This window comes from Agrobacterium sp. S7/73 (assembly GCF_019355535.1).
Classification (GTDB): Bacteria; Pseudomonadota; Alphaproteobacteria; order Rhizobiales; family Rhizobiaceae; genus Agrobacterium; species Agrobacterium tumefaciens.
On sequence record NZ_CP072137.1, the window covers coordinates 912,572 to 929,033 of the forward strand.

A 16,462-nucleotide genomic window follows, 5' to 3' on the forward strand; every position below is an offset into this window, starting at 1 on the left:
TTCAATCGTTTCAATGAGTTAGCATGCCATTTCCCTGCCCTGGAACTTCTGTTATCGGGAATTTATTGTGCCTTGGGAGAATAGCAAATGACCGAACGTCTCGAAGACATCGCAATCAAAATGGTTGCAGACGGCAAGGGCCTGCTCGCCGCCGACGAATCCACAGGAACGATCAAGAAGCGTTTCGACAGCATCAACCTGGAATCAACCGAGACCGCCCGCCGCGATTATCGCGAAATGCTGTTCCGCTCCGACGACGCCATGAAGAAGTGCATCTCCGGCGTCATCCTTTACGAAGAAACCTTGTTCCAGAAGGCCGCCGACGGTACGCCATTCGTGGACATCATCAAGGCCGCCGGCAGCCTGCCGGGCATCAAGGTGGATATCGGCGCCAAGCCGATGGCTTTCCACCCGGGTGAATTCATAACCGAAGGCCTTGACGGCCTGTATGAGCGCCTGCGCAAGTACCATGAAGCCGGCGCGCGTTTCGCCAAGTGGCGCGGCGTCATCACCATCGGTGATCAGCGTCCGAGCTGGGGTTCGATCAAGGCAAACTCCCAGTCGCTCGCTCGTTACGCTGCCCTCTGCCAGCAGGCAGACATCGTGCCGATCGTGGAACCGGAAGTGCTGATGGACGGCGAACCCGGTACGCACGATATCGATCGCTGTGCGGAAGTCACGCAATGGGTTCTCCAGACCGTGTTCGCGGATTTGTTCGACGCCCGCGTCAACCTTGAAGGCATGATCCTCAAGCCGAACATGATCATCGACGGCAAGAATGCCCGCAAGGCTTCCGTTGATGAAGTGGCGGAAAAGACCGTGAAGGTTCTGAAGGCGACCGTGCCTTCTGCCGTTCCCGGCATCGCTTTCCTTTCCGGCGGCCAGTCCTCCGAAGAGGCGACGGCACATCTCTCCGCCATGAATGCCGGTTACGACCTGCCCTGGTCGCTGACCTATTCGTACGGCCGCGCCCTTCAGGACACCGCACTCAAGGCGTGGGGCGGTAAGCAGGAAAATGTCGCGGCCGGCCAGCGTGCTTTCACACACCGCGCGATGATGAACACCCTGGCTGCCAAGGGCAACTGGAAGCAGGAACTCGAAAAGGCTGCCTGAGGCATAGCCCCAGGCATTTATAAAAAATTGAAGCCGCCCCTTGGGCGGCTTTTTCTTTATGGGCGCAAAAGCAGCGTCGCCGACCAGATGACGAAGGCGGCAACCGCTATCTTCCAGCAATCGCCTCTTTTCTTGAGGCCGGGCAGGCCCAAGGGGCGGATGATCTGCACAATCATCGCCAGCAGTAAAAAAAGGCCGATCGCCTTTGTCATTTATTGAGCCTTTTCTTTATTTCTGCATCGTCACAGGCTGGACATTTTTACCGTTCACCAGAAGAGTGCAACTCATTCGGGTAACCCCCGTCTTATGGCCTGCCGACCATACGTTCGAACGCATGAGAGTGTCTTCATGAGCAGAAATCTTCTACCCGTATTCGCTCTTTTATCCAGCACTCTGTTTCTTTTTCTCGGTAACGGCCTTCAGGGTCTCGTGCTACCCATGCGCGGTTCGGCGGAAGGCTATTCCAATGAAATTCTGGGCTTTCTCGGCACCTCCTGGGCGGCAGGCTTCGTCATTGGGTGTTTTGTGGCGCCCGCCATCGTGCGACGTGCGGGGCATGTGCGGGCATTTGCCTCCTTCGTGGCGCTTGTCTGCCTGACCGTGCTGATGACCGGCCTCGTTATCGATGATGTCTGGTGGATTACGCTCCGCGCGCTTACAGGGTTCTGCACCGCCGGCACTTCCATGATCATCGAGAGCTGGCTGAACGAGCGCGCGACCAATGAGAGCCGCGGCATGATCTTTTCGCTCTATATCGCCATAACGCTGCTTGGCGTCGTGGCTGGGCAGATGATCGTGCCGATGGGCGATATCAGCAATAGCTCGCTGTTCATGATCTGCGGCATCATCTATTGCATCGCCATTCTGCCGGCCACGCTTTCTAAGGCTGCCAGTCCCCAGCCCTTGCAAAAGGTGAAGCTGGACTTACCCGCCCTCTATCGGAATTCGCCGGTCTCCTTCGTCGGTATCCTGATGATCGGCATCGCCAATGGTGCTTACGGTACGCTTGGCGCCGTTTTCGGCGCGCGGGCGGGCCTTGATCCGACCATGATCGCCATCATGGTTTCAGTCACGATTTTCGTCGGCGCGCTCGCCCAGTTTCCAGCAGGCCGCCTTTCGGACCGGATTGACCGCCGTTATGTGCTTGCCGGACTGGCGGGGCTTGGCGCGGTTGCGGGCTTGGCCGTGGCGGCCGTGCAGCCGCATGATGTCTATGTCCTCATTCCGATGATCGCCATTTACGGCGCCGCCGCCAACGCGCTTTATCCCATCGCCGTGGCGCATGCCAACGACTTTGCGGCATCGGAAGACTTCGTCAAGGTTTCCGGTGGACTGCTACTGCTTTATGGCATCGGCACCATCATCGGCCCGACGCTCGGCGGCGCGGTCATGACCTATTCCGGCCCCTATGCGCTGTTCCTGGTGACAGCCGTCGCCCATGTGCTGATCACGGCCTATGCCATCATCAGAAGCCGTCAGCGCGCCACGCTTTCGAACGCCGAAAAGGACAATTTCTCGACGATGATGCCGACAACGCCCTCACCGCTCGTGACACCGGAAAGCATTGCGCTTGACCCGCGCGCGCCGCAATATCCCGAGGACGATGGCGACCATGTTGAAAAAGGAGCAGGCATATGAGCCTCTTGGACGATGACCGTCCGCAAAAACCGGTAGCGCATGAGATCGGCAGCGATCTCAGCCTTCTTTCGGTGGACGAGCTGAGCAACCGCATCGACATTCTTCAAACCGAAATCACCCGACTTGAAGAGGAGAGGAAAAGGAAGTCTGCCGGCCGGCTTGCGGCGGAGAACCTCTTCCGGTCCTGACAGGCGGCCTTCAGCAAAACCTCCGGCCAAGTCTTAACTCGATAAGCTGCTGCCGGAAAGGCATACGAGATTAACGATTCTGATGCAGTCTTTCGTTTACCATTAACCAAAAATTAAGCTTTCTGAGAGATTACTATACATGTCCAGTTCTTCTGGGCCTCAGGCATCTTCTCCATACGGCGAATTGGTCTGATTTTTCTCCCTGTTTTACCTTGAGAGCCGCTTTCGCGGCTCTTTTTTTACCGATCACCGGATTTCGTAAAACTGTGGGTATTAACCCTTCTTTAATAATTGCCTTGCGCATTTCAGGTAAAGATACCATCCTGAAAACACTAAAGGCCGGAACAAAATATTACCGGTCGTCGTTGCCTGACAGTGTGGTGCGTGAGCAGGGATTCAAAGAAAATGTCGGAACAGGTTTTAAATACCATTAGCTTTGCGGGTCGCGCGGCTGCTTCCAACCAGTTCAAGACCCTCTATACCGAAGGCATGACCTTGGTTGAGGAAACGGCGAGCTATCTTGATGGAGCCGGTCGTACCGCTTCAAAGGTTCTGCCGCGCATGGCGTCTGTCCTTTACGCGGCAGAATCGATGCGCCTCACCACCCGCCTGATGCAGATGGCGTCCTGGCTGCTTCTGCAGCGCGCCGTCAACAATGGCGAGATGACACGCGATCAGGTTCTCAGCGAAAAAAGCAAGGTGCGGCTCGACAGCTTCAACGTCGATCGCAACGCTCCGGGCTGGAACGACCTGCCTGAGTCCTTCCGTGACCTCATCGAGCGGTCGCTCCGCCTCCAGAACCGCGTTGCCCTTCTCGACCGTGAAATTTACCGCCCGTCCGAAGCCACCAAGGTACCTGACAACGAAAACAGCGTGCAGGCGCAGCTTAACCTTCTGCGCACGGCTTTCTCGATCAACTGAGAAAAGACGACCTTATCCGGACAATTTGAAAAGCAGGCTCATGGGCCTGCTTTTTTGTTTTGGCCTACAATGGGCTCGTTTCACCGGATCGACAGACAACAAAAAAGCCCGGTAAAACCGGGCTTTTTTAAATGATCCGTCCACAAGTGGATTAGAGGCCGAGGCCGCCGAAACGCTTGTTGAACTTGGAAACGCGACCGCCGCGGTCCATAAGCTGCTGGTTGCCGCCCGTCCATGCCGGATGGGACTTGGGGTCGATTTCAAGGTTCATGACTGCGCCTTCCGAACCCCAGGTCGAGCGGGTTTCGTATTCGGTGCCATCGGTCATGACGACCTTGATCGTGTGATAAGCGGGATGGATATCAGCCTTCATGACAATCTTCCTGGTTAAGTGACGTGCGGTCCATTTGCCGCAATTGCGTCAACTGAGCCATTTCAATAAATGAAGCCATAGTCCTGATGGGCTATGGCTTCCCAATTCGATGCGGAGCCTATACATGAAGGTCGCCCAGATAACAAGAGCCTGCTATCCCCTTGTGAAAGGAGATGGCCGCAGGGACTAGAATTTTACCGCGCGCCGGAAATTCACCCGCAAAAGGCCGAAAAACGGCACGGAACGAGGAGTGTAGCGGACGTGGCAGACATTGAAGAGCAGAAAGCGGCTAAACAGAGAAACCTGAAGCCGCTGCTTGGCCTGTTTCCCTATCTCAGGCGGTATCGCGGCCTGATGGCGGCGGCCCTGTTTGCGCTTGTGCTTTCTTCCGCCACGACGCTTGCCTTGCCGCTTGCCGTTCGCCGCATCATCGATCACGGTTTCCAGACGCCGGACGGTGGCATGATCAACAGCTACTTCGCTGTGCTTCTGGCCATTGCCGTCCTTCTCGCTCTCGCCAGCGCCATGCGCTATTATTATGTCATGACCATCGGCGAAAGGGTCGTTGCCGATCTGCGCCGGGATGTCTTTGCTCATCTCACCACGCTGTCGCAGCAGTTTTTCGATGCCAACCGCTCGGGAGAGCTGACCTCGCGGTTGACCGCGGATACCGTACAGATTCGCTCGGCGTTCGGTTCCTCAGCTTCCGTTGCGCTGCGTAACATCATCATGTGTTGCGGCGCGGTGGCGATGATGATCTATACCAGCCCCGGCCTTTCCGGCCTCGCGCTCCTGGCCATCCCGTTCATCGTTTTTCCTTTGATTGCTTTTGGGCGCTCGGTTCGTGCCCGCTCCCGCAATACGCAGGACACATTGGCCAATTCCGCCGCCTATGCCTCGGAAACGATCGGGGCGAGCCGCACCGTGCAGTCCTTTAACGCCGAGGCGCTTGCAAATGCCCGCTACGGCGCCTCCGTAGAAGCGGCCTATCAGGGTGCGCGGGCGGCGATAGGCGCCCGCTCCATCCTCACCGCCGTCGCCATCGCGCTCGTTTTCGGCAGCGTCGTCGGCATTCTCTGGTATGGCGCGCAAAGCGTTTTGTCCGGCGGCATGACAGCGGGTACGCTTGGCCAGTTCGTGCTTTATTCGGTCATCGCGGCAAGCGGCCTGGGCCAGCTCTCCGAAGTCTGGGGTGAACTGGCGCAGGCGGGCGGCGCGGCTGAACGGCTTTCCGAACTGCTGAACGAGCGCTCGCCCGTTGCCGAGCCGTCAGCACCCGTTTCGATGGTTCAGCCGCCGCGCGGCGAAGCGACATTCGAGAATGTCGGTTTCATTTATCCACTCGCAACCGGTGGCCCGATCATCTCCGGCCTCTCCTTCAAGGTCAATGCCGGCGAAACCGTCGCCATCGTCGGCCCTTCCGGGGCGGGAAAAAGCACGGTCTTTTCGCTGCTGATGCGATTCTACGATCCGCAGGAGGGCCGCATCACCATCGATGGCGTCGATATCCGCGATGTTAGCCTTGCCGATCTGCGCGCGCGACTGTCCATTGTTCCACAGGATGTGGCGATCTTTGCCTCCTCCATCCACGATAACATCGCATTCGGTCGTCCGGCTGCGACACGCGAAGAAGTGCGCACGGCCGCTATCGCCGCTCAGGCAGACAGCTTCATCGCCCGGCTGAACGATGGTTATGACACGCAGGTGGGCGAGCGCGGCGTAACGCTTTCCGGCGGTCAACGCCAGCGCATCGCCATTGCCCGCGCCATCCTGCGTAACGCCCCTATCCTGCTTCTTGACGAAGCGACCTCCGCACTGGATGCCGAAAGCGAAACGCTGGTGCAAAAGGCGCTCGATGAGCTGATGAACACCCGCACCACCATCGTCATTGCCCATCGCCTCGCCACTGTGCTGAAGGCTGACCGCATTCTGGTGATGGATGAGGGCCGTATCATCGAGGAAGGCACGCACCAGAGCCTTATCCGCCAGAACGGCCTTTATGCGAGACTTGCCCGGCTGCAATTCCAGACAGGGCCGGACGAACTGCGCGCTCAAGCGTGAGCCGTGTGGGCTTAAGCCATCACGCTACCCCCCGCGACACGGCCCGAAAACAGGCAACCGCCGAGGAATGTGCCCTCCAGCGCATTATATCCGTGCATGCCGCCTCCGCCGAAGCCTGCCACCTCTCCGGCAGCATAAAGGCCCGGAACAGGGTTGCCGGCCGCGTCCAGCACCCTCGCCTCTAGGTCCGTATGCAAACCGCCAAGCGTCTTGCGAGTCAACACATGCAGGCGCACCGCAATCAGCGGCCCTTTTGTCGGGTCTAGCAACCGATGTGGTTTTGCAGTGCGCATCAACCGATCACCAAGATAACGCCGCGCTCCGTGGATCGCCGTAACCTGCGCATCCTTGCTGAAACCGTTTTCGATCTCCCGGTCTCGTGCCTCTATTTGATAGCGGATGTGGTCAATATTCAGCCGATTGTCCCCGTTTATGGTATTCATCGCCGCCACGAGTTCTTCCAGCGTATCACGGACGGCGAAATCCTCGCCGCGTTCCATGAAAGCCTGCACCGGCCCCGGCGGCTCCTTGCCCAACCGTTTAAGCAGTAGCCGCACATCCTTGCCCGTCAGATCCGGATTTTGCTCCGAACCAGAAAGCGCAAATTCCTTCTTGATGATTGCCTTGGTCAGAATGAACCAGCTGTGACCGCTGCCGCGTTCGCCCAGCATCTTAAGCGTGCCGAGTGTATCGAAGCCCGGCATCGCGGGTGCTCCGAGCCGGTTTCCATCCGCATCGCACCAGAAAGACGAGGGGCCGGGCAAAATACGAATGCCATGGTCCGGCCAGATCGGATCGTGATTTTTCACGCCCTCGGTATAATGCCACATACGGTCGCGATTGATGACCGTTCCGCCCGCTGCTTCCGTAATAGCGATCATACGGCCATCCACATGCGCAGGCACGCCACAGACCATGGTCGCGGGGGGCTTGCCCAGCCGCTCCAACGGCCAGTTGCGCCGCACCAGTTCCTGATTGCCGCCGATGCCACCGGAACTGACGATGACCGCCGAGGCCGAAAGGACAAAATCACCCTGCTCTTCCCGGCTGCTTGGTTGCCCGCGCAACACCGGATCCCTGGCAAGAACAACACCGGAAATGCCCGTCACCCTGCCGTCGGTGATATCCAGATGATCGACGCGGTGGCGGAACCGAAAGGTGAGCCGACCGCTTGCCGTCATGATCTTTGCCTTTTCAACGAAAGGCGCCAGCACACCGGGGCCAGTGCCCCAGGTGACATGGAAACGCGGAACGGAATTGCCGTGGCCATGAGCAAGGGCACCGCCACGCTCGGCCCAGCCGACCACGGGAAACCAGCGCATGCCCAGCCGATGCAGCCATTCACGTTTCTCGCCTGCGGCGAAATTGAGATAAGCCTCCGCCCAGCGGCGCGGCCAATGATCTTCCAAGCGATCAAAACCGGCGGAGCCGAACCAGTCCTGCCTTGCAAGATCGAGATTGTCGCGCACCCGCATTCGGCGCTGTTCGGGACTATCAACAAAAAAAAGACCACCCAGCGACCAGAAGGCCTGCCCGCCAAGGTTCTGCTCCCCCTCCTGATCCACAAGGCAAACACTGAAACCGCGCTCAACAGCCTCTGTCGCTGCGACCAGACCGGCAAGCCCCGCGCCGACAACGATCACATCATATCGCTCCATCAGCTCCTCCCAGATGCGACAGAATTACGTTTACGCGAACGTAAATTCACTTGCAGCTCAAGGCAACCGCTATGATACGGCTTAAGGTGTCAGCGCTCGGTGAGCTTCAGTTCGATACGGCGGTTCTGCTGGCGTGCTTCCGGCGTGTCGCCTTCGGCAATCGGCTGATATTCACCGAAACCGGCAGCGACCAGCCGGTTGGCCGAAACACCCTTGGAGATCAGGAACTTCACCACGGAGGTTGCGCGTGCCGAGGAAAGTTCCCAATTGTCACGGAAGCGGCCGGACCCGGAAAGCTGGACATTGTCCGTGTGGCCATCCACGCGCAGAACCCAGTTGATCTCGGTGGGGATTTCCTTGGCAAGATCGATCAGCGCGGCCGCCAGCTTCTCCATCTCCGCCTGCCCTTGCGGATTGAGGTCGTTGCCACCGGATGGAAAGAGCACTTCGGACTGGAAGACAAAGCGGTCGCCGACGATGCGAATGTTTTCGCGATCCGAGAGGATTTCACGCAGACGCCCAAAAAAATCAGAACGATAGCGGTTGAGTTCTTGAACCCGCTGCGCCAGCGCAACATTGAGACGGCGGCCGAGATCGGCGATCTTGACTTGTGATGAGGTATCCTTGGCTTCCGACGCCTGCAGGGCGGCTTCCACCGATGCGATCTGCGCCCTGAGCGCCGCAATCTGCTGGTTGAGCAATTCGATCTGTGCGGAGGCGCGGGAATTGGCCTGTCTTTGGTCATCCAGCTCGCCGGTCAGGCTGCCAATCCGGGCATTGGCGCTTGCATTGTTGCCCGATCCCGCATCGAGAAGCGACTGCAGGCGTGAGCGCTCGCTTTCAGATGCGGCAAGGGTTGATTGCAGGCTCGCCAGCGCGTCCTCGATATCCTGCTTGCTGCCCTTTTCCATGGCCAGAAGTTCGGTCAATTCGGCAATCTGGCTGTTGAGGCGGGTCAACACCTCGTCCTTGCCACTAATTTCCCGCGACAGAACAAATTGCGCCAGCACGAAGACCGTCAGCAGGAACATGATGGCCATGAGCAGCGTCGACAGCGCATCGACGAAACCCGGCCAATAATCCACACCCCTGTCGCGGCGGCGGTTGCGCGCAAGCGCCATGGCTACTCGCTCCCGTTATCGTGCCGGGTGCGTCCGGAGGATTTTGTCTCGCCGTCGATACGTGTCGACAACCGGTCGAGCGTGCGGCGAAGCGATTTCGATTCCTCCTGCTGCGCCTCGATCCAGTCACGCAACATCTGCTGCTCGCTGCGCATGTTCTTGACCAGACCTTGAATGCCTTCAGCAAGACTCGTCATGGCGGCGAGCGAGCGCTCAGTGCTGACCATTGCGCCGGGTTCAGCGTTGAATTCCTTTGGCCCATCCGCCGACGTATCCGTCACCGACGACAGCCAGTTTTCGAGCTGGGTGTAAAAACGGTTCTGGGCACGGCCGGCCTGAAGATCGAGGAAACCGAGGATCAGCGAGCCTGAAAGGCCGAGGAGCGACGAGGAAAACGCCGTTCCCATGCCGGAAAGCGGCGCGGTGAGACCGGACTTGAGCGAGCTTAGAATATCGTTGCTGGTGCCGGCGCTGGGATCGAGCGACTGAATGACATTGCTGATGGCGCCGATGGTGCCGATCAGACCCCAGAAGGTGCCGAGCAGGCCGAGAAACACCAGAAGGCCGACAAGATAACGTGAAGTATCGCGCGATTCATCAAGGCGTGTCGCGATGGAATCGAGAATTGTCCGCTGCGTAACTGCAGAAAGCCGGACTTCGCCACGCTTGCCGATCAACGTGCTCATGGGGGCCAGCAGTTTTGGAGCGCGGCCGACTTTCTCGGCGCTGCCGGCGGCCCGGAATGCGTTAAACCAGCGGACTTCCGAACGCAGGCTCATGGTCTGGGTGAATACCAGAATGATGCCGATGACGAGAACGCCGAGAATGAAGCCGTTCAAGCCCGGATTCGTCATGAAGGCCGTGTGCGCCTGCCGGTAAAGAATGGCCGCCAGAAAGCCGACGAGGATCAGAAACAGAACCATCGTCCACAGAAACGGTGTGGGGCTGGACAGCTTGTGGCTGTATTGCCGTGTGGTCACCGGCTTCTCCACGCCGAGATCGAGCAACTCCGAATCCGCCATAACGTTCGCATTCCCTTCGGTCACGTATCAACCGGACGCTATTTGAAAATTGCGACGATTTGAAGCGAAAAGCCTGTCTTTCGTCACAGGCATTTCACGAAAGCCGGCTTGACCGAAGACCGAAAAAACAAAAACGCCCGGCGATAGTTCGCCGGGCGCCTAAAACCTGGATTAAACGGCAGGTTTTCTGCCGAAATCGATCAACGACCCGGAATCGGACGGTTGGCAACTTCCACAAGTGCCTTGTGGATATATTCGTTTCCGGCAGCAACACTGCCGCTGCCGAAGATATCCGCGCCGCCCTTGGCGTCGGAGGTGAACCCGCCAGCTTCGCGAATCAGCACCAGACCGGCCGCCATATCCCACGGCGAAAGCTCTGCTTCCCAGAAACCGTCGAGGCGACCTGCTGCAACATAGGCAAGGTCGAGTGCTGCAGCACCCATGCGGCGGATGCCGGCTGCTTCACCCATGACATGGCGAAGTTCGACAAGGAATTTGCCGTGATTGCCGCGACCGAGATGCGGCACACCGCAGCCGATGACGCAATCCGTCAAGGCCTTCCGCGCGGCAACGCGGATACGACGATCGTTAAGGAACGCGCCGCCGCCACGCTCGGCGGTGTAGAGTTCGTCGGTCGCGGGATTGAAAATCACGCCGGCTACGACTTCTCCGTTACGCTCGAGCGCGATGGAAACGGCGAAATGCGGAATGCCGTGCAGGAAGTTGGTCGTGCCATCCAGCGGGTCGACGATCCAGCGATGCGCACCATCACTGCCCTTTTCCTCGCCGCCTTCCTCACCCAGAAAATCGTAGGTGGGGCGGGCTTTCATCAGCTCGTCGCGCACGATCTTTTCAGCCTTGAGGTCCGCCTGCGATACGAAATCGCTCGGTCCCTTGACCGAAACCTGAAGGTTCTGCACTTCACCGAAGTCACGCGACAAAGACTTACCCGCCTTGAGGGCGGCCTGAACCATCACATTGAGAAGGGCTGAACGTGCCATCGAATTTGTTTCCTGGAAAGCTTGCGAACCACCCGCAAGCTAGCCGGGCAGGAACGTCATTATTTTCTTGAATTGAAAGTTTGCGGTTCAAGACCACAAAACGCGCGGAAATTCAAGGCAAAAAGCCTGCACATGCACGCTGGCGCCGAACAACCGGCCTTGCATCACATCGGACGGAAACGATTTGCCGCCTCGATAGCCTTTTTCTGCTGCTCGTCGGTGATCCCGAGATAAAAATCCTCGAGAGACGGATCCTTCAGCCCGGCGCGGCGGGAAAGCACGTACCATTTGGCCGCCTCCACCGGATCGGGCCGTGTGCCGAGCGCCTGAATGTAAAGATGCGCCACCTTGTTCTGCGCCACGACATTGCCGCGCTGCGCAGCACCGTAAAGCCAGCGGAAGCCTTCATCCAGATTTCGCTCGCCGCCAAAACCGTTGACCAGCCAGATGCCGAGATCGACCTGCGCGGTATCGTAGCCTGCCTTTGCGGCCCGCGTCAGCCAATCGCGCGCCTTGGCCTTCTTTTCGGCCGGCACATCCTTGACCGAGTGGTAGATCTGCGACACCGCATATTGCGCGTCGGCAATGCCCTGCTCGGCGGACTTTTCATAATACGGCATGGCCATCAGCAATCCCTTTACGCCGGGATTTTCCGAAACCAGTATCTGCCCCCAGTTGAACTGAGCCGAAGCATTGCCGGCTTCCGCCGCACGGTGCATGTAATCGTCGGCCTTCGCCTTGTCGCGGGTAACGAACTTGCCCTCCATCAAAATGAGGGCGAATTTGAACATCGCGACGGGATCGCCACCCTGTGCCGCCTGCTGGTACCAGAAGGCCGCGGTCTTTTCGTCGCGGGCGATGCCGAGACCACGCGACATCATTTCCGCCACCAGCGTCTGGGCGGCCGCATCGCCGTTCTGCGCACGGTTGAGCGCCTTGTCGAGCGCCTGGACATATTCGCCGCGCTGGAAATGCCCATAGGCCTCATCCACCCGGCCCTTGAACTCCTTTTCAGGCGGCAAGGCCGGCAGGTCCGCGCCCATGCGCTGATAGACGTTGACGCCCTGCGACGGTTGCAAGTCCTTCTGCTCTTCGGACTGCACCCTGCCCTGACGGGAAGGCTGCGCCTCATCCTCCAACTGGCGGGAAAGCGCGTTGCTTTCGCTTTGCGGTCCGGATTGGGCAAAAGCAACGCCCGCCGGCGCGCCTAAAGACAGCGCCAGCAGCGAAATAGAAAGGCAGACGTGAACCGAGCGCATCAACATCGCCTGTATCAACCGTCAAACCGTGGCGCTTTTTCGTCAAGCAACGCGTTGATTTCAGAAACGGCCTGGGCAGCACCCGAGGCATTGTCAAAAACGCCGCTGCGCATCGCCACGAATTCCACGCCGGCTTCGGCCACGGCAACCACCGACGAGATATCGGTGCCGCCCATGACGATGGATGGAATCTCGATCATCGATGCCCACCATTCGCCGAGTGCCAGATTTTTGGGATGCGCTTCCGGCTTGATGTCGCCTTCGAGCTTTCCAAAAAACACGTAGTCCGGATTGGACTCACCCATCTCCAGAGCCTTATGCCGATCATCGGCATTGCCACCGCCAACGATCAGCTTCGGCGCGAAATTTTCCACGGCCTCCGCAAGCGCCTCGGCATTGCCCGCCACATGCAGGCCATCCGCCTTCACCCGGCTCGCAACGCGGCTGTCGCCCGCGATAAGGGCAGCGGCACCAGCCTCCTGCACCATCGGCACGATCAATTCGGCGCGTTTCTGGAAAGTGGCGTCATCCAGATCATATTGCGGAATGATGACCGAAGCCACATCGCCGCCTCGCAGTGCTTCTTGCAATTCTGTCGCCTGCTTTTGCGCGTCGTCCAATTGCGGGACGATCAGAACAAGGCGGCAACGGTTATCAACTTTGGTCATCGGTTCGTCCATTTCAGGCAGAAGACACTTTCGGCGTTATCTGCACTCGTTTTGATATGATAAATCCGATAGACCGGACCGGCGAAAGGATCAACCTTCATCCATGCTGACCGATTTTCATTTTTTCCTCGTCGCCATCCCCGCAGTCGTGCTTGTCGGCCTTTCCAAGGGCGGGTTGGGCGGTGCGCTGGCACTGATGGGCGTGCCGCTGATGGCGCTTGCCATCCCGCCCGTGCAGGCGGCGGCAATCTTCTTGCCGATCCTGATCGTGATGGATCTTGTGGCGCTATGGGCCTGGCGGCACCACAACCACCGGCAAACGCTCCTCATCATGCTTCCGGGCGCGATTGCCGGCATTACTCTCGGCTGGGCGACCTCAAGCCTCATCTCGGCAGACGCCATGCGCCTCGTCGTCGCCTCGGTGACGATCCTGTTCGTACTGCGTTATTTCCAGGAGAGCTTCAAAAGCCGCAAAGGGCAGGAGATTCCGGCCAGACCGCAGCGTCCGGTGGCTGCAACACTCTGGTCCAGCCTGTCCGGTTATGCGAGTTTCGTGGCCCATGCGGGTGGCCCACCCTTCCAGATCTATGTTCTGCCGCTGAAGCTCGATCCCAAGACCTATACCGGCATGAGCGTGCGTTTCTTCGCGATCATGAATGCAATCAAGCTCATTCCCTATTTCGCGCTCGGCGCGCTTGATGCCACCAACCTCAAGACATCGGCCAGCCTGTTGCCGGTGGCAATGCTGGCGACGCTTGCCGGCGCAAGGGTGGTGAAATATCTGAAACCATCAGTGTTCTACCCGCTGATGTATACCATGGCGCTGATCGCGGCGCTGAAACTGCTGTGGGACGGGCTGCCTTTCTAGACCCAAGGCGGCCACTAAAAAGCCCTGGCAGCACGCACGTACCGCCAGGGCCGAAAAAGAATCCGTCAGTCCTTCATCGAAGGCTGGGGAATGGCATCAATCAATGCCTTGTGGAGGCGCGAAGCCTCTGTAGTTCATCCTTCAGGCGCAGTTTACGGCGTTTGAGATCGGCGATCTCTCTATCGTCAGAGGACGGGGAAGCAAGAATACTTTCGAGCTCCTCCTCCAGAGCACCGTGTTTCTTTTCGAGCGATGCAATATGAGCCTGAATGGTCATGCGGCACGTCCTTCCATTTTTAAGCCTACCTCCAGCTCTCCATCGCTGGAGTTTCAGGTTTGCGACGACAATGTGACATGGATCGTTGGTCTTGTCGAAGGCGAAATGAAGGCAATAAGTGGGCAATTTGGTCGCAAGGGATAACTTCCCGTTACCGCGATTTGATGATAGAGGCTCGAGAACCGATGACATACGCGCCGGAGGCTCTCCGGCTGGCATAAAATGGGGATGACAAGATGCCCGATCAGGACCAGGCGGACATCAGGCTTACGCTGGCGCGGCTGCGCCAGGAGCATGAGGATTATGACGCTGCGATCAACGCGATGATCCAGACCAACTGCGATGCGCTGAGAATACAACGCATGAAAAAGAAAAAGCTGGCCGTCAAGGACAAGATGACCCAGATCGAAGATCAGGTCATTCCCGATATCATTGCCTAGAGTGGCTTCCGTGCTTCCTGCCGGATGCACGAGAGACGCTCTAATCTATTGAATTTACGCATCGTGCCTTGCAGAAATCAAAATCGATTTTTGCGCCTATGCTGTAAGCCGGAGAAGCGAAGTGACAGCAGAGACACCCCCCGTCGCCATCATCATGGGCAGCCAGTCCGACTGGGAGACCATGAAGAATGCCGCCGATACGCTGGATGCGCTGGACGTGGAATACGAAGCCCGCATCATTTCCGCCCACCGCACGCCTGATCGCCTTTATGATTTTGCCAATGGCGCGAAAGACGAAGGCTTCAAGGTCATCATCGCGGGTGCCGGCGGCGCCGCCCATCTGCCGGGCATGACCGCCGCCATGACCCCGCTGCCGGTTTTCGGCGTCCCGGTACAATCCAAGACGATGTCCGGGCAGGACAGCCTCTATTCCATCGTCCAGATGCCCGCTGGCATTCCCGTCGGAACGCTTGCCATCGGCAAGGCCGGCGCTATCAATGCCGCACTTCTGGCAGCTGCGGTTCTGGCGCTGGGCGACGAGGACCTGGCAGACCGGCTCGATGCATGGCGCGCGCGCCAGTCAGCGGCCGTTGCCGAATATCCCATGGACAGCGCCCAGTGACAGCCTCTAACATGACGATGAATACGAACAATCTCACCATCGGCATCATCGGCGGCGGGCAGCTTGGCCGCATGCTGGCAATGGCCGCCGCACGCCTCAACCACCGCACCATCGTTCTCGAACCGCAAGCCGATTGTCCGGCGGCGCAGGTCTGCAACAGCCAGATCGTCGCGGAATACGGTGACGAGACGGCGCTTGCGGAACTCGCTCGCCTTTGCGATGTCGTGACCTACGAATTCGAGAACGTACCCGTCACCGCAGCCGAGACGCTGAGCGCTTCTGTTCCCGTTTATCCCCCGCCGCAGGCTCTCAGCGCCTCGCAGGATAGGCTGACGGAGAAACGCTTCCTCAACGGTTGCGGCATTCCGACCGCCGATTTCCGCGCCGTGGATAATCAGGAAGAACTGGAGGCGGCATTGGCCGCTTTTGGTGGCAAGGGTGTGCTGAAAACCCGCCGCATGGGCTATGACGGCAAGGGCCAGAGGCTTTTCAAGGGTGGTGAGGACATCGCAGGCGCCTTCGCAACACTCGGTGGCGTGCCGCTCATCCTCGAAAGCTTCGTCGCTTTCGAGCGGGAAATCTCGATCATTGCCGCCCGTTTCAGGGATGGCACCGTTACCTGCTACGATCCGGCCGAAAACATTCATCTGAACGGCATTCTGCATACATCCACGGTGCCGGCAGCACTCTCCGATGCGGCGAAGGCGGTTGCCGTGCAATCGGCGGAAAAGCTTCTGGCTGCGCTCGACTATGTCGGCGTGATCGGCATCGAGTTTTTCGTCCTGACCGATGGTTCGCTCGTTGCCAATGAAATGGCGCCGCGCGTGCACAATACCGGCCACTGGACGGAAGCGGCCTGCGTGGTCTCGCAATTCGAACAGCATATACGAGCCGTCTCCGGTCTTGTCCCCGGCAGCACGGCCCGCCATTCGGATTGCGTCATGACGAACCTCATCGGCGATGACATCAACGATGTGCCAGCATGGCTTTCGAAAAAAGACTGTCTCGTGCATCTTTACGGCAAGACACAAGCACGGCCTGGCCGCAAGATGGGCCATGTGACCGAGCTTTTGCACACAGGAAAAGCCTCAGTCTTTTAAGGCAAAGACGTCTGGAAGTGTTGACAGGCAGGGGTCAAACGGGTATTTGCCTGCCAACCGAAAAGAGCGCGCCCCGTTGCGCGCTTTTGATTGTTTGAATAAGCACGGTAAAAGCCGTGCAAAACTGCGGAC

The 16,462-nt window shown here is 58.6% G+C and carries 18 protein-coding genes; 9 read left to right on the forward strand and 9 right to left on the reverse strand.

The window, feature by feature from the left end; genetic code table 11:
• The first annotated feature begins 87 nt into the window (after positions 1 to 87).
• Positions 88 to 1,113 (forward strand): class I fructose-bisphosphate aldolase, encoded by a 1,026-nt coding sequence (locus J5276_RS19210; protein WP_003511414.1) that lies wholly within the window; start codon positions 88 to 90, stop codon positions 1,111 to 1,113.
• Between the two features lie 56 nt (positions 1,114 to 1,169).
• On the opposite strand, the gene J5276_RS19215 is transcribed toward J5276_RS19210, so the two are convergent.
• Positions 1,170 to 1,325: a hypothetical protein gene (locus J5276_RS19215; protein ID WP_013761835.1), complete on the reverse strand. Its 156-nt coding sequence runs from the start codon at positions 1,323 to 1,325 to the stop codon at positions 1,170 to 1,172.
• Between the two features lie 136 nt (positions 1,326 to 1,461).
• Between J5276_RS19215 and J5276_RS19220 the strand changes: the two genes are divergently transcribed.
• The 3 genes from J5276_RS19220 to J5276_RS19230 all read left to right on the forward strand — a co-directional run bounded on the left by J5276_RS19220 (position 1,462) and on the right by J5276_RS19230 (position 3,860).
• Positions 1,462 to 2,751, forward strand: coding sequence for an MFS transporter (locus J5276_RS19220; RefSeq protein WP_003511417.1), 1,290 nt, complete (start codon positions 1,462 to 1,464; stop codon positions 2,749 to 2,751).
• Complete coding sequence (locus tag J5276_RS19225) at positions 2,748 to 2,939, forward strand: DUF1192 domain-containing protein (protein ID WP_003511418.1); 192 nt, start codon at positions 2,748 to 2,750, stop codon at positions 2,937 to 2,939. Before J5276_RS19220 ends, J5276_RS19225 begins: the two co-directional genes overlap by 4 nt.
• A gap of 405 nt (positions 2,940 to 3,344) precedes the next feature.
• Positions 3,345 to 3,860, forward strand: coding sequence for a DUF1465 family protein (locus J5276_RS19230; protein WP_003511419.1), 516 nt, complete (start codon positions 3,345 to 3,347; stop codon positions 3,858 to 3,860).
• Positions 3,861 to 4,011: 151 nt separating this feature from the next.
• Here the strand turns inward: J5276_RS19230 and rpmE are convergent, their stop codons facing one another.
• The gene (gene rpmE, locus J5276_RS19235; protein WP_003506183.1) at positions 4,012 to 4,233 is read right to left on the reverse strand and encodes a 50S ribosomal protein L31; all 222 of its coding nucleotides are present in this window, start codon (positions 4,231 to 4,233) and stop codon (positions 4,012 to 4,014) included.
• Between the two features lie 261 nt (positions 4,234 to 4,494).
• Between rpmE and J5276_RS19240 the strand changes: the two genes are divergently transcribed.
• Positions 4,495 to 6,294 (forward strand): ABC transporter transmembrane domain-containing protein, encoded by a 1,800-nt coding sequence (locus J5276_RS19240; RefSeq protein WP_065704434.1) that lies wholly within the window; start codon positions 4,495 to 4,497, stop codon positions 6,292 to 6,294.
• Between the two features lie 11 nt (positions 6,295 to 6,305).
• Here J5276_RS19240 and J5276_RS19245 read toward each other — a convergent pair whose 3' ends face one another.
• The 6 genes from J5276_RS19245 to J5276_RS19270 all read right to left on the reverse strand — a co-directional run bounded on the left by J5276_RS19245 (position 6,306) and on the right by J5276_RS19270 (position 13,023).
• The gene (locus J5276_RS19245; RefSeq protein ID WP_065704436.1) at positions 6,306 to 7,952 is read right to left on the reverse strand and encodes an FAD-binding dehydrogenase; all 1,647 of its coding nucleotides are present in this window, start codon (positions 7,950 to 7,952) and stop codon (positions 6,306 to 6,308) included.
• Positions 7,953 to 8,041: 89 nt separating this feature from the next.
• Positions 8,042 to 9,073 (reverse strand): peptidoglycan -binding protein, encoded by a 1,032-nt coding sequence (locus tag J5276_RS19250; RefSeq protein WP_035199659.1) that lies wholly within the window; start codon positions 9,071 to 9,073, stop codon positions 8,042 to 8,044.
• A gap of 2 nt (positions 9,074 to 9,075) precedes the next feature.
• Entirely contained in the window at positions 9,076 to 10,095 is a 1,020-nt protein-coding gene (locus J5276_RS19255) for a hypothetical protein (protein ID WP_035199661.1), read from the reverse strand.
• 200 nt (positions 10,096 to 10,295) lie between these two features.
• Entirely contained in the window at positions 10,296 to 11,096 is an 801-nt protein-coding gene (locus J5276_RS19260) for an inositol monophosphatase family protein (RefSeq protein WP_003511424.1), read from the reverse strand.
• A gap of 164 nt (positions 11,097 to 11,260) precedes the next feature.
• Complete coding sequence (locus J5276_RS19265) at positions 11,261 to 12,361, reverse strand: tetratricopeptide repeat protein (protein ID WP_019564913.1); 1,101 nt, start codon at positions 12,359 to 12,361, stop codon at positions 11,261 to 11,263.
• Between the two features lie 8 nt (positions 12,362 to 12,369).
• The gene (locus J5276_RS19270) at positions 12,370 to 13,023 is read right to left on the reverse strand and encodes a thiamine phosphate synthase (RefSeq protein ID WP_003511427.1); all 654 of its coding nucleotides are present in this window, start codon (positions 13,021 to 13,023) and stop codon (positions 12,370 to 12,372) included.
• 103 nt (positions 13,024 to 13,126) lie between these two features.
• On the opposite strand from J5276_RS19270, the gene J5276_RS19275 reads away from it, so the two are divergent.
• A complete protein-coding gene (locus J5276_RS19275) occupies positions 13,127 to 13,891 on the forward strand; it encodes a sulfite exporter TauE/SafE family protein (RefSeq protein ID WP_003511429.1) in 765 nt (254 codons plus the stop codon).
• 100 nt (positions 13,892 to 13,991) lie between these two features.
• On the opposite strand, the gene J5276_RS19280 is transcribed toward J5276_RS19275, so the two are convergent.
• The gene (locus J5276_RS19280; protein ID WP_003511430.1) at positions 13,992 to 14,168 is read right to left on the reverse strand and encodes a YdcH family protein; all 177 of its coding nucleotides are present in this window, start codon (positions 14,166 to 14,168) and stop codon (positions 13,992 to 13,994) included.
• A 236-nt stretch (positions 14,169 to 14,404) separates the two neighbouring features.
• Between J5276_RS19280 and J5276_RS19285 the strand changes: the two genes are divergently transcribed.
• The 3 genes from J5276_RS19285 (at position 14,405) to J5276_RS19295 (ending at position 16,330) form a co-directional block, all read left to right on the forward strand.
• Positions 14,405 to 14,608, forward strand: coding sequence for a YdcH family protein (locus tag J5276_RS19285; RefSeq protein ID WP_003511431.1), 204 nt, complete (start codon positions 14,405 to 14,407; stop codon positions 14,606 to 14,608).
• Positions 14,609 to 14,762: 154 nt separating this feature from the next.
• Complete coding sequence (gene purE, locus J5276_RS19290; protein ID WP_034501985.1) at positions 14,763 to 15,230, forward strand: 5-(carboxyamino)imidazole ribonucleotide mutase; 468 nt, start codon at positions 14,763 to 14,765, stop codon at positions 15,228 to 15,230.
• 11 nt (positions 15,231 to 15,241) lie between these two features.
• Positions 15,242 to 16,330 (forward strand): 5-(carboxyamino)imidazole ribonucleotide synthase, encoded by a 1,089-nt coding sequence (locus tag J5276_RS19295; RefSeq protein ID WP_035199671.1) that lies wholly within the window; start codon positions 15,242 to 15,244, stop codon positions 16,328 to 16,330.
• The last annotated feature ends 132 nt before the right edge of the window (positions 16,331 to 16,462 follow it).

What these genes read in the sequence shown, in the direction of transcription:
- rpmE (WP_003506183.1), bottom strand. Translation starts at nt 4,233, where the DNA reads ATGAAGGCTGATATCCATCCCGCTTATCACACGATCAAGGTCGTCATG.
- J5276_RS19270 (WP_003511427.1), bottom strand. Translation starts at nt 13,023, where the DNA reads ATGACCAAAGTTGATAACCGTTGCCGCCTTGTTCTGATCGTCCCGCAA.
- J5276_RS19280 (WP_003511430.1), bottom strand. Translation starts at nt 14,168, where the DNA reads ATGACCATTCAGGCTCATATTGCATCGCTCGAAAAGAAACACGGTGCT.
- J5276_RS19260 (WP_003511424.1), bottom strand. Translation starts at nt 11,096, where the DNA reads ATGGCACGTTCAGCCCTTCTCAATGTGATGGTTCAGGCCGCCCTCAAG.
- J5276_RS19245 (WP_065704436.1), bottom strand. Translation starts at nt 7,952, where the DNA reads ATGGAGCGATATGATGTGATCGTTGTCGGCGCGGGGCTTGCCGGTCTG.
- J5276_RS19285 (WP_003511431.1), top strand. Translation starts at nt 14,405, where the DNA reads ATGCCCGATCAGGACCAGGCGGACATCAGGCTTACGCTGGCGCGGCTG.
- J5276_RS19250 (WP_035199659.1), bottom strand. Translation starts at nt 9,073, where the DNA reads ATGGCGCTTGCGCGCAACCGCCGCCGCGACAGGGGTGTGGATTATTGG.
- J5276_RS19215 (WP_013761835.1), bottom strand. Translation starts at nt 1,325, where the DNA reads ATGACAAAGGCGATCGGCCTTTTTTTACTGCTGGCGATGATTGTGCAG.
- J5276_RS19255 (WP_035199661.1), bottom strand. Translation starts at nt 10,095, where the DNA reads ATGGCGGATTCGGAGTTGCTCGATCTCGGCGTGGAGAAGCCGGTGACC.
- J5276_RS19225 (WP_003511418.1), top strand. Translation starts at nt 2,748, where the DNA reads ATGAGCCTCTTGGACGATGACCGTCCGCAAAAACCGGTAGCGCATGAG.
- J5276_RS19265 (WP_019564913.1), bottom strand. Translation starts at nt 12,361, where the DNA reads ATGTTGATGCGCTCGGTTCACGTCTGCCTTTCTATTTCGCTGCTGGCG.
- J5276_RS19275 (WP_003511429.1), top strand. Translation starts at nt 13,127, where the DNA reads ATGCTGACCGATTTTCATTTTTTCCTCGTCGCCATCCCCGCAGTCGTG.
- J5276_RS19295 (WP_035199671.1), top strand. Translation starts at nt 15,242, where the DNA reads ATGACGATGAATACGAACAATCTCACCATCGGCATCATCGGCGGCGGG.
- J5276_RS19210 (WP_003511414.1), top strand. Translation starts at nt 88, where the DNA reads ATGACCGAACGTCTCGAAGACATCGCAATCAAAATGGTTGCAGACGGC.
- J5276_RS19230 (WP_003511419.1), top strand. Translation starts at nt 3,345, where the DNA reads ATGTCGGAACAGGTTTTAAATACCATTAGCTTTGCGGGTCGCGCGGCT.
- J5276_RS19220 (WP_003511417.1), top strand. Translation starts at nt 1,462, where the DNA reads ATGAGCAGAAATCTTCTACCCGTATTCGCTCTTTTATCCAGCACTCTG.
- purE (WP_034501985.1), top strand. Translation starts at nt 14,763, where the DNA reads ATGGGCAGCCAGTCCGACTGGGAGACCATGAAGAATGCCGCCGATACG.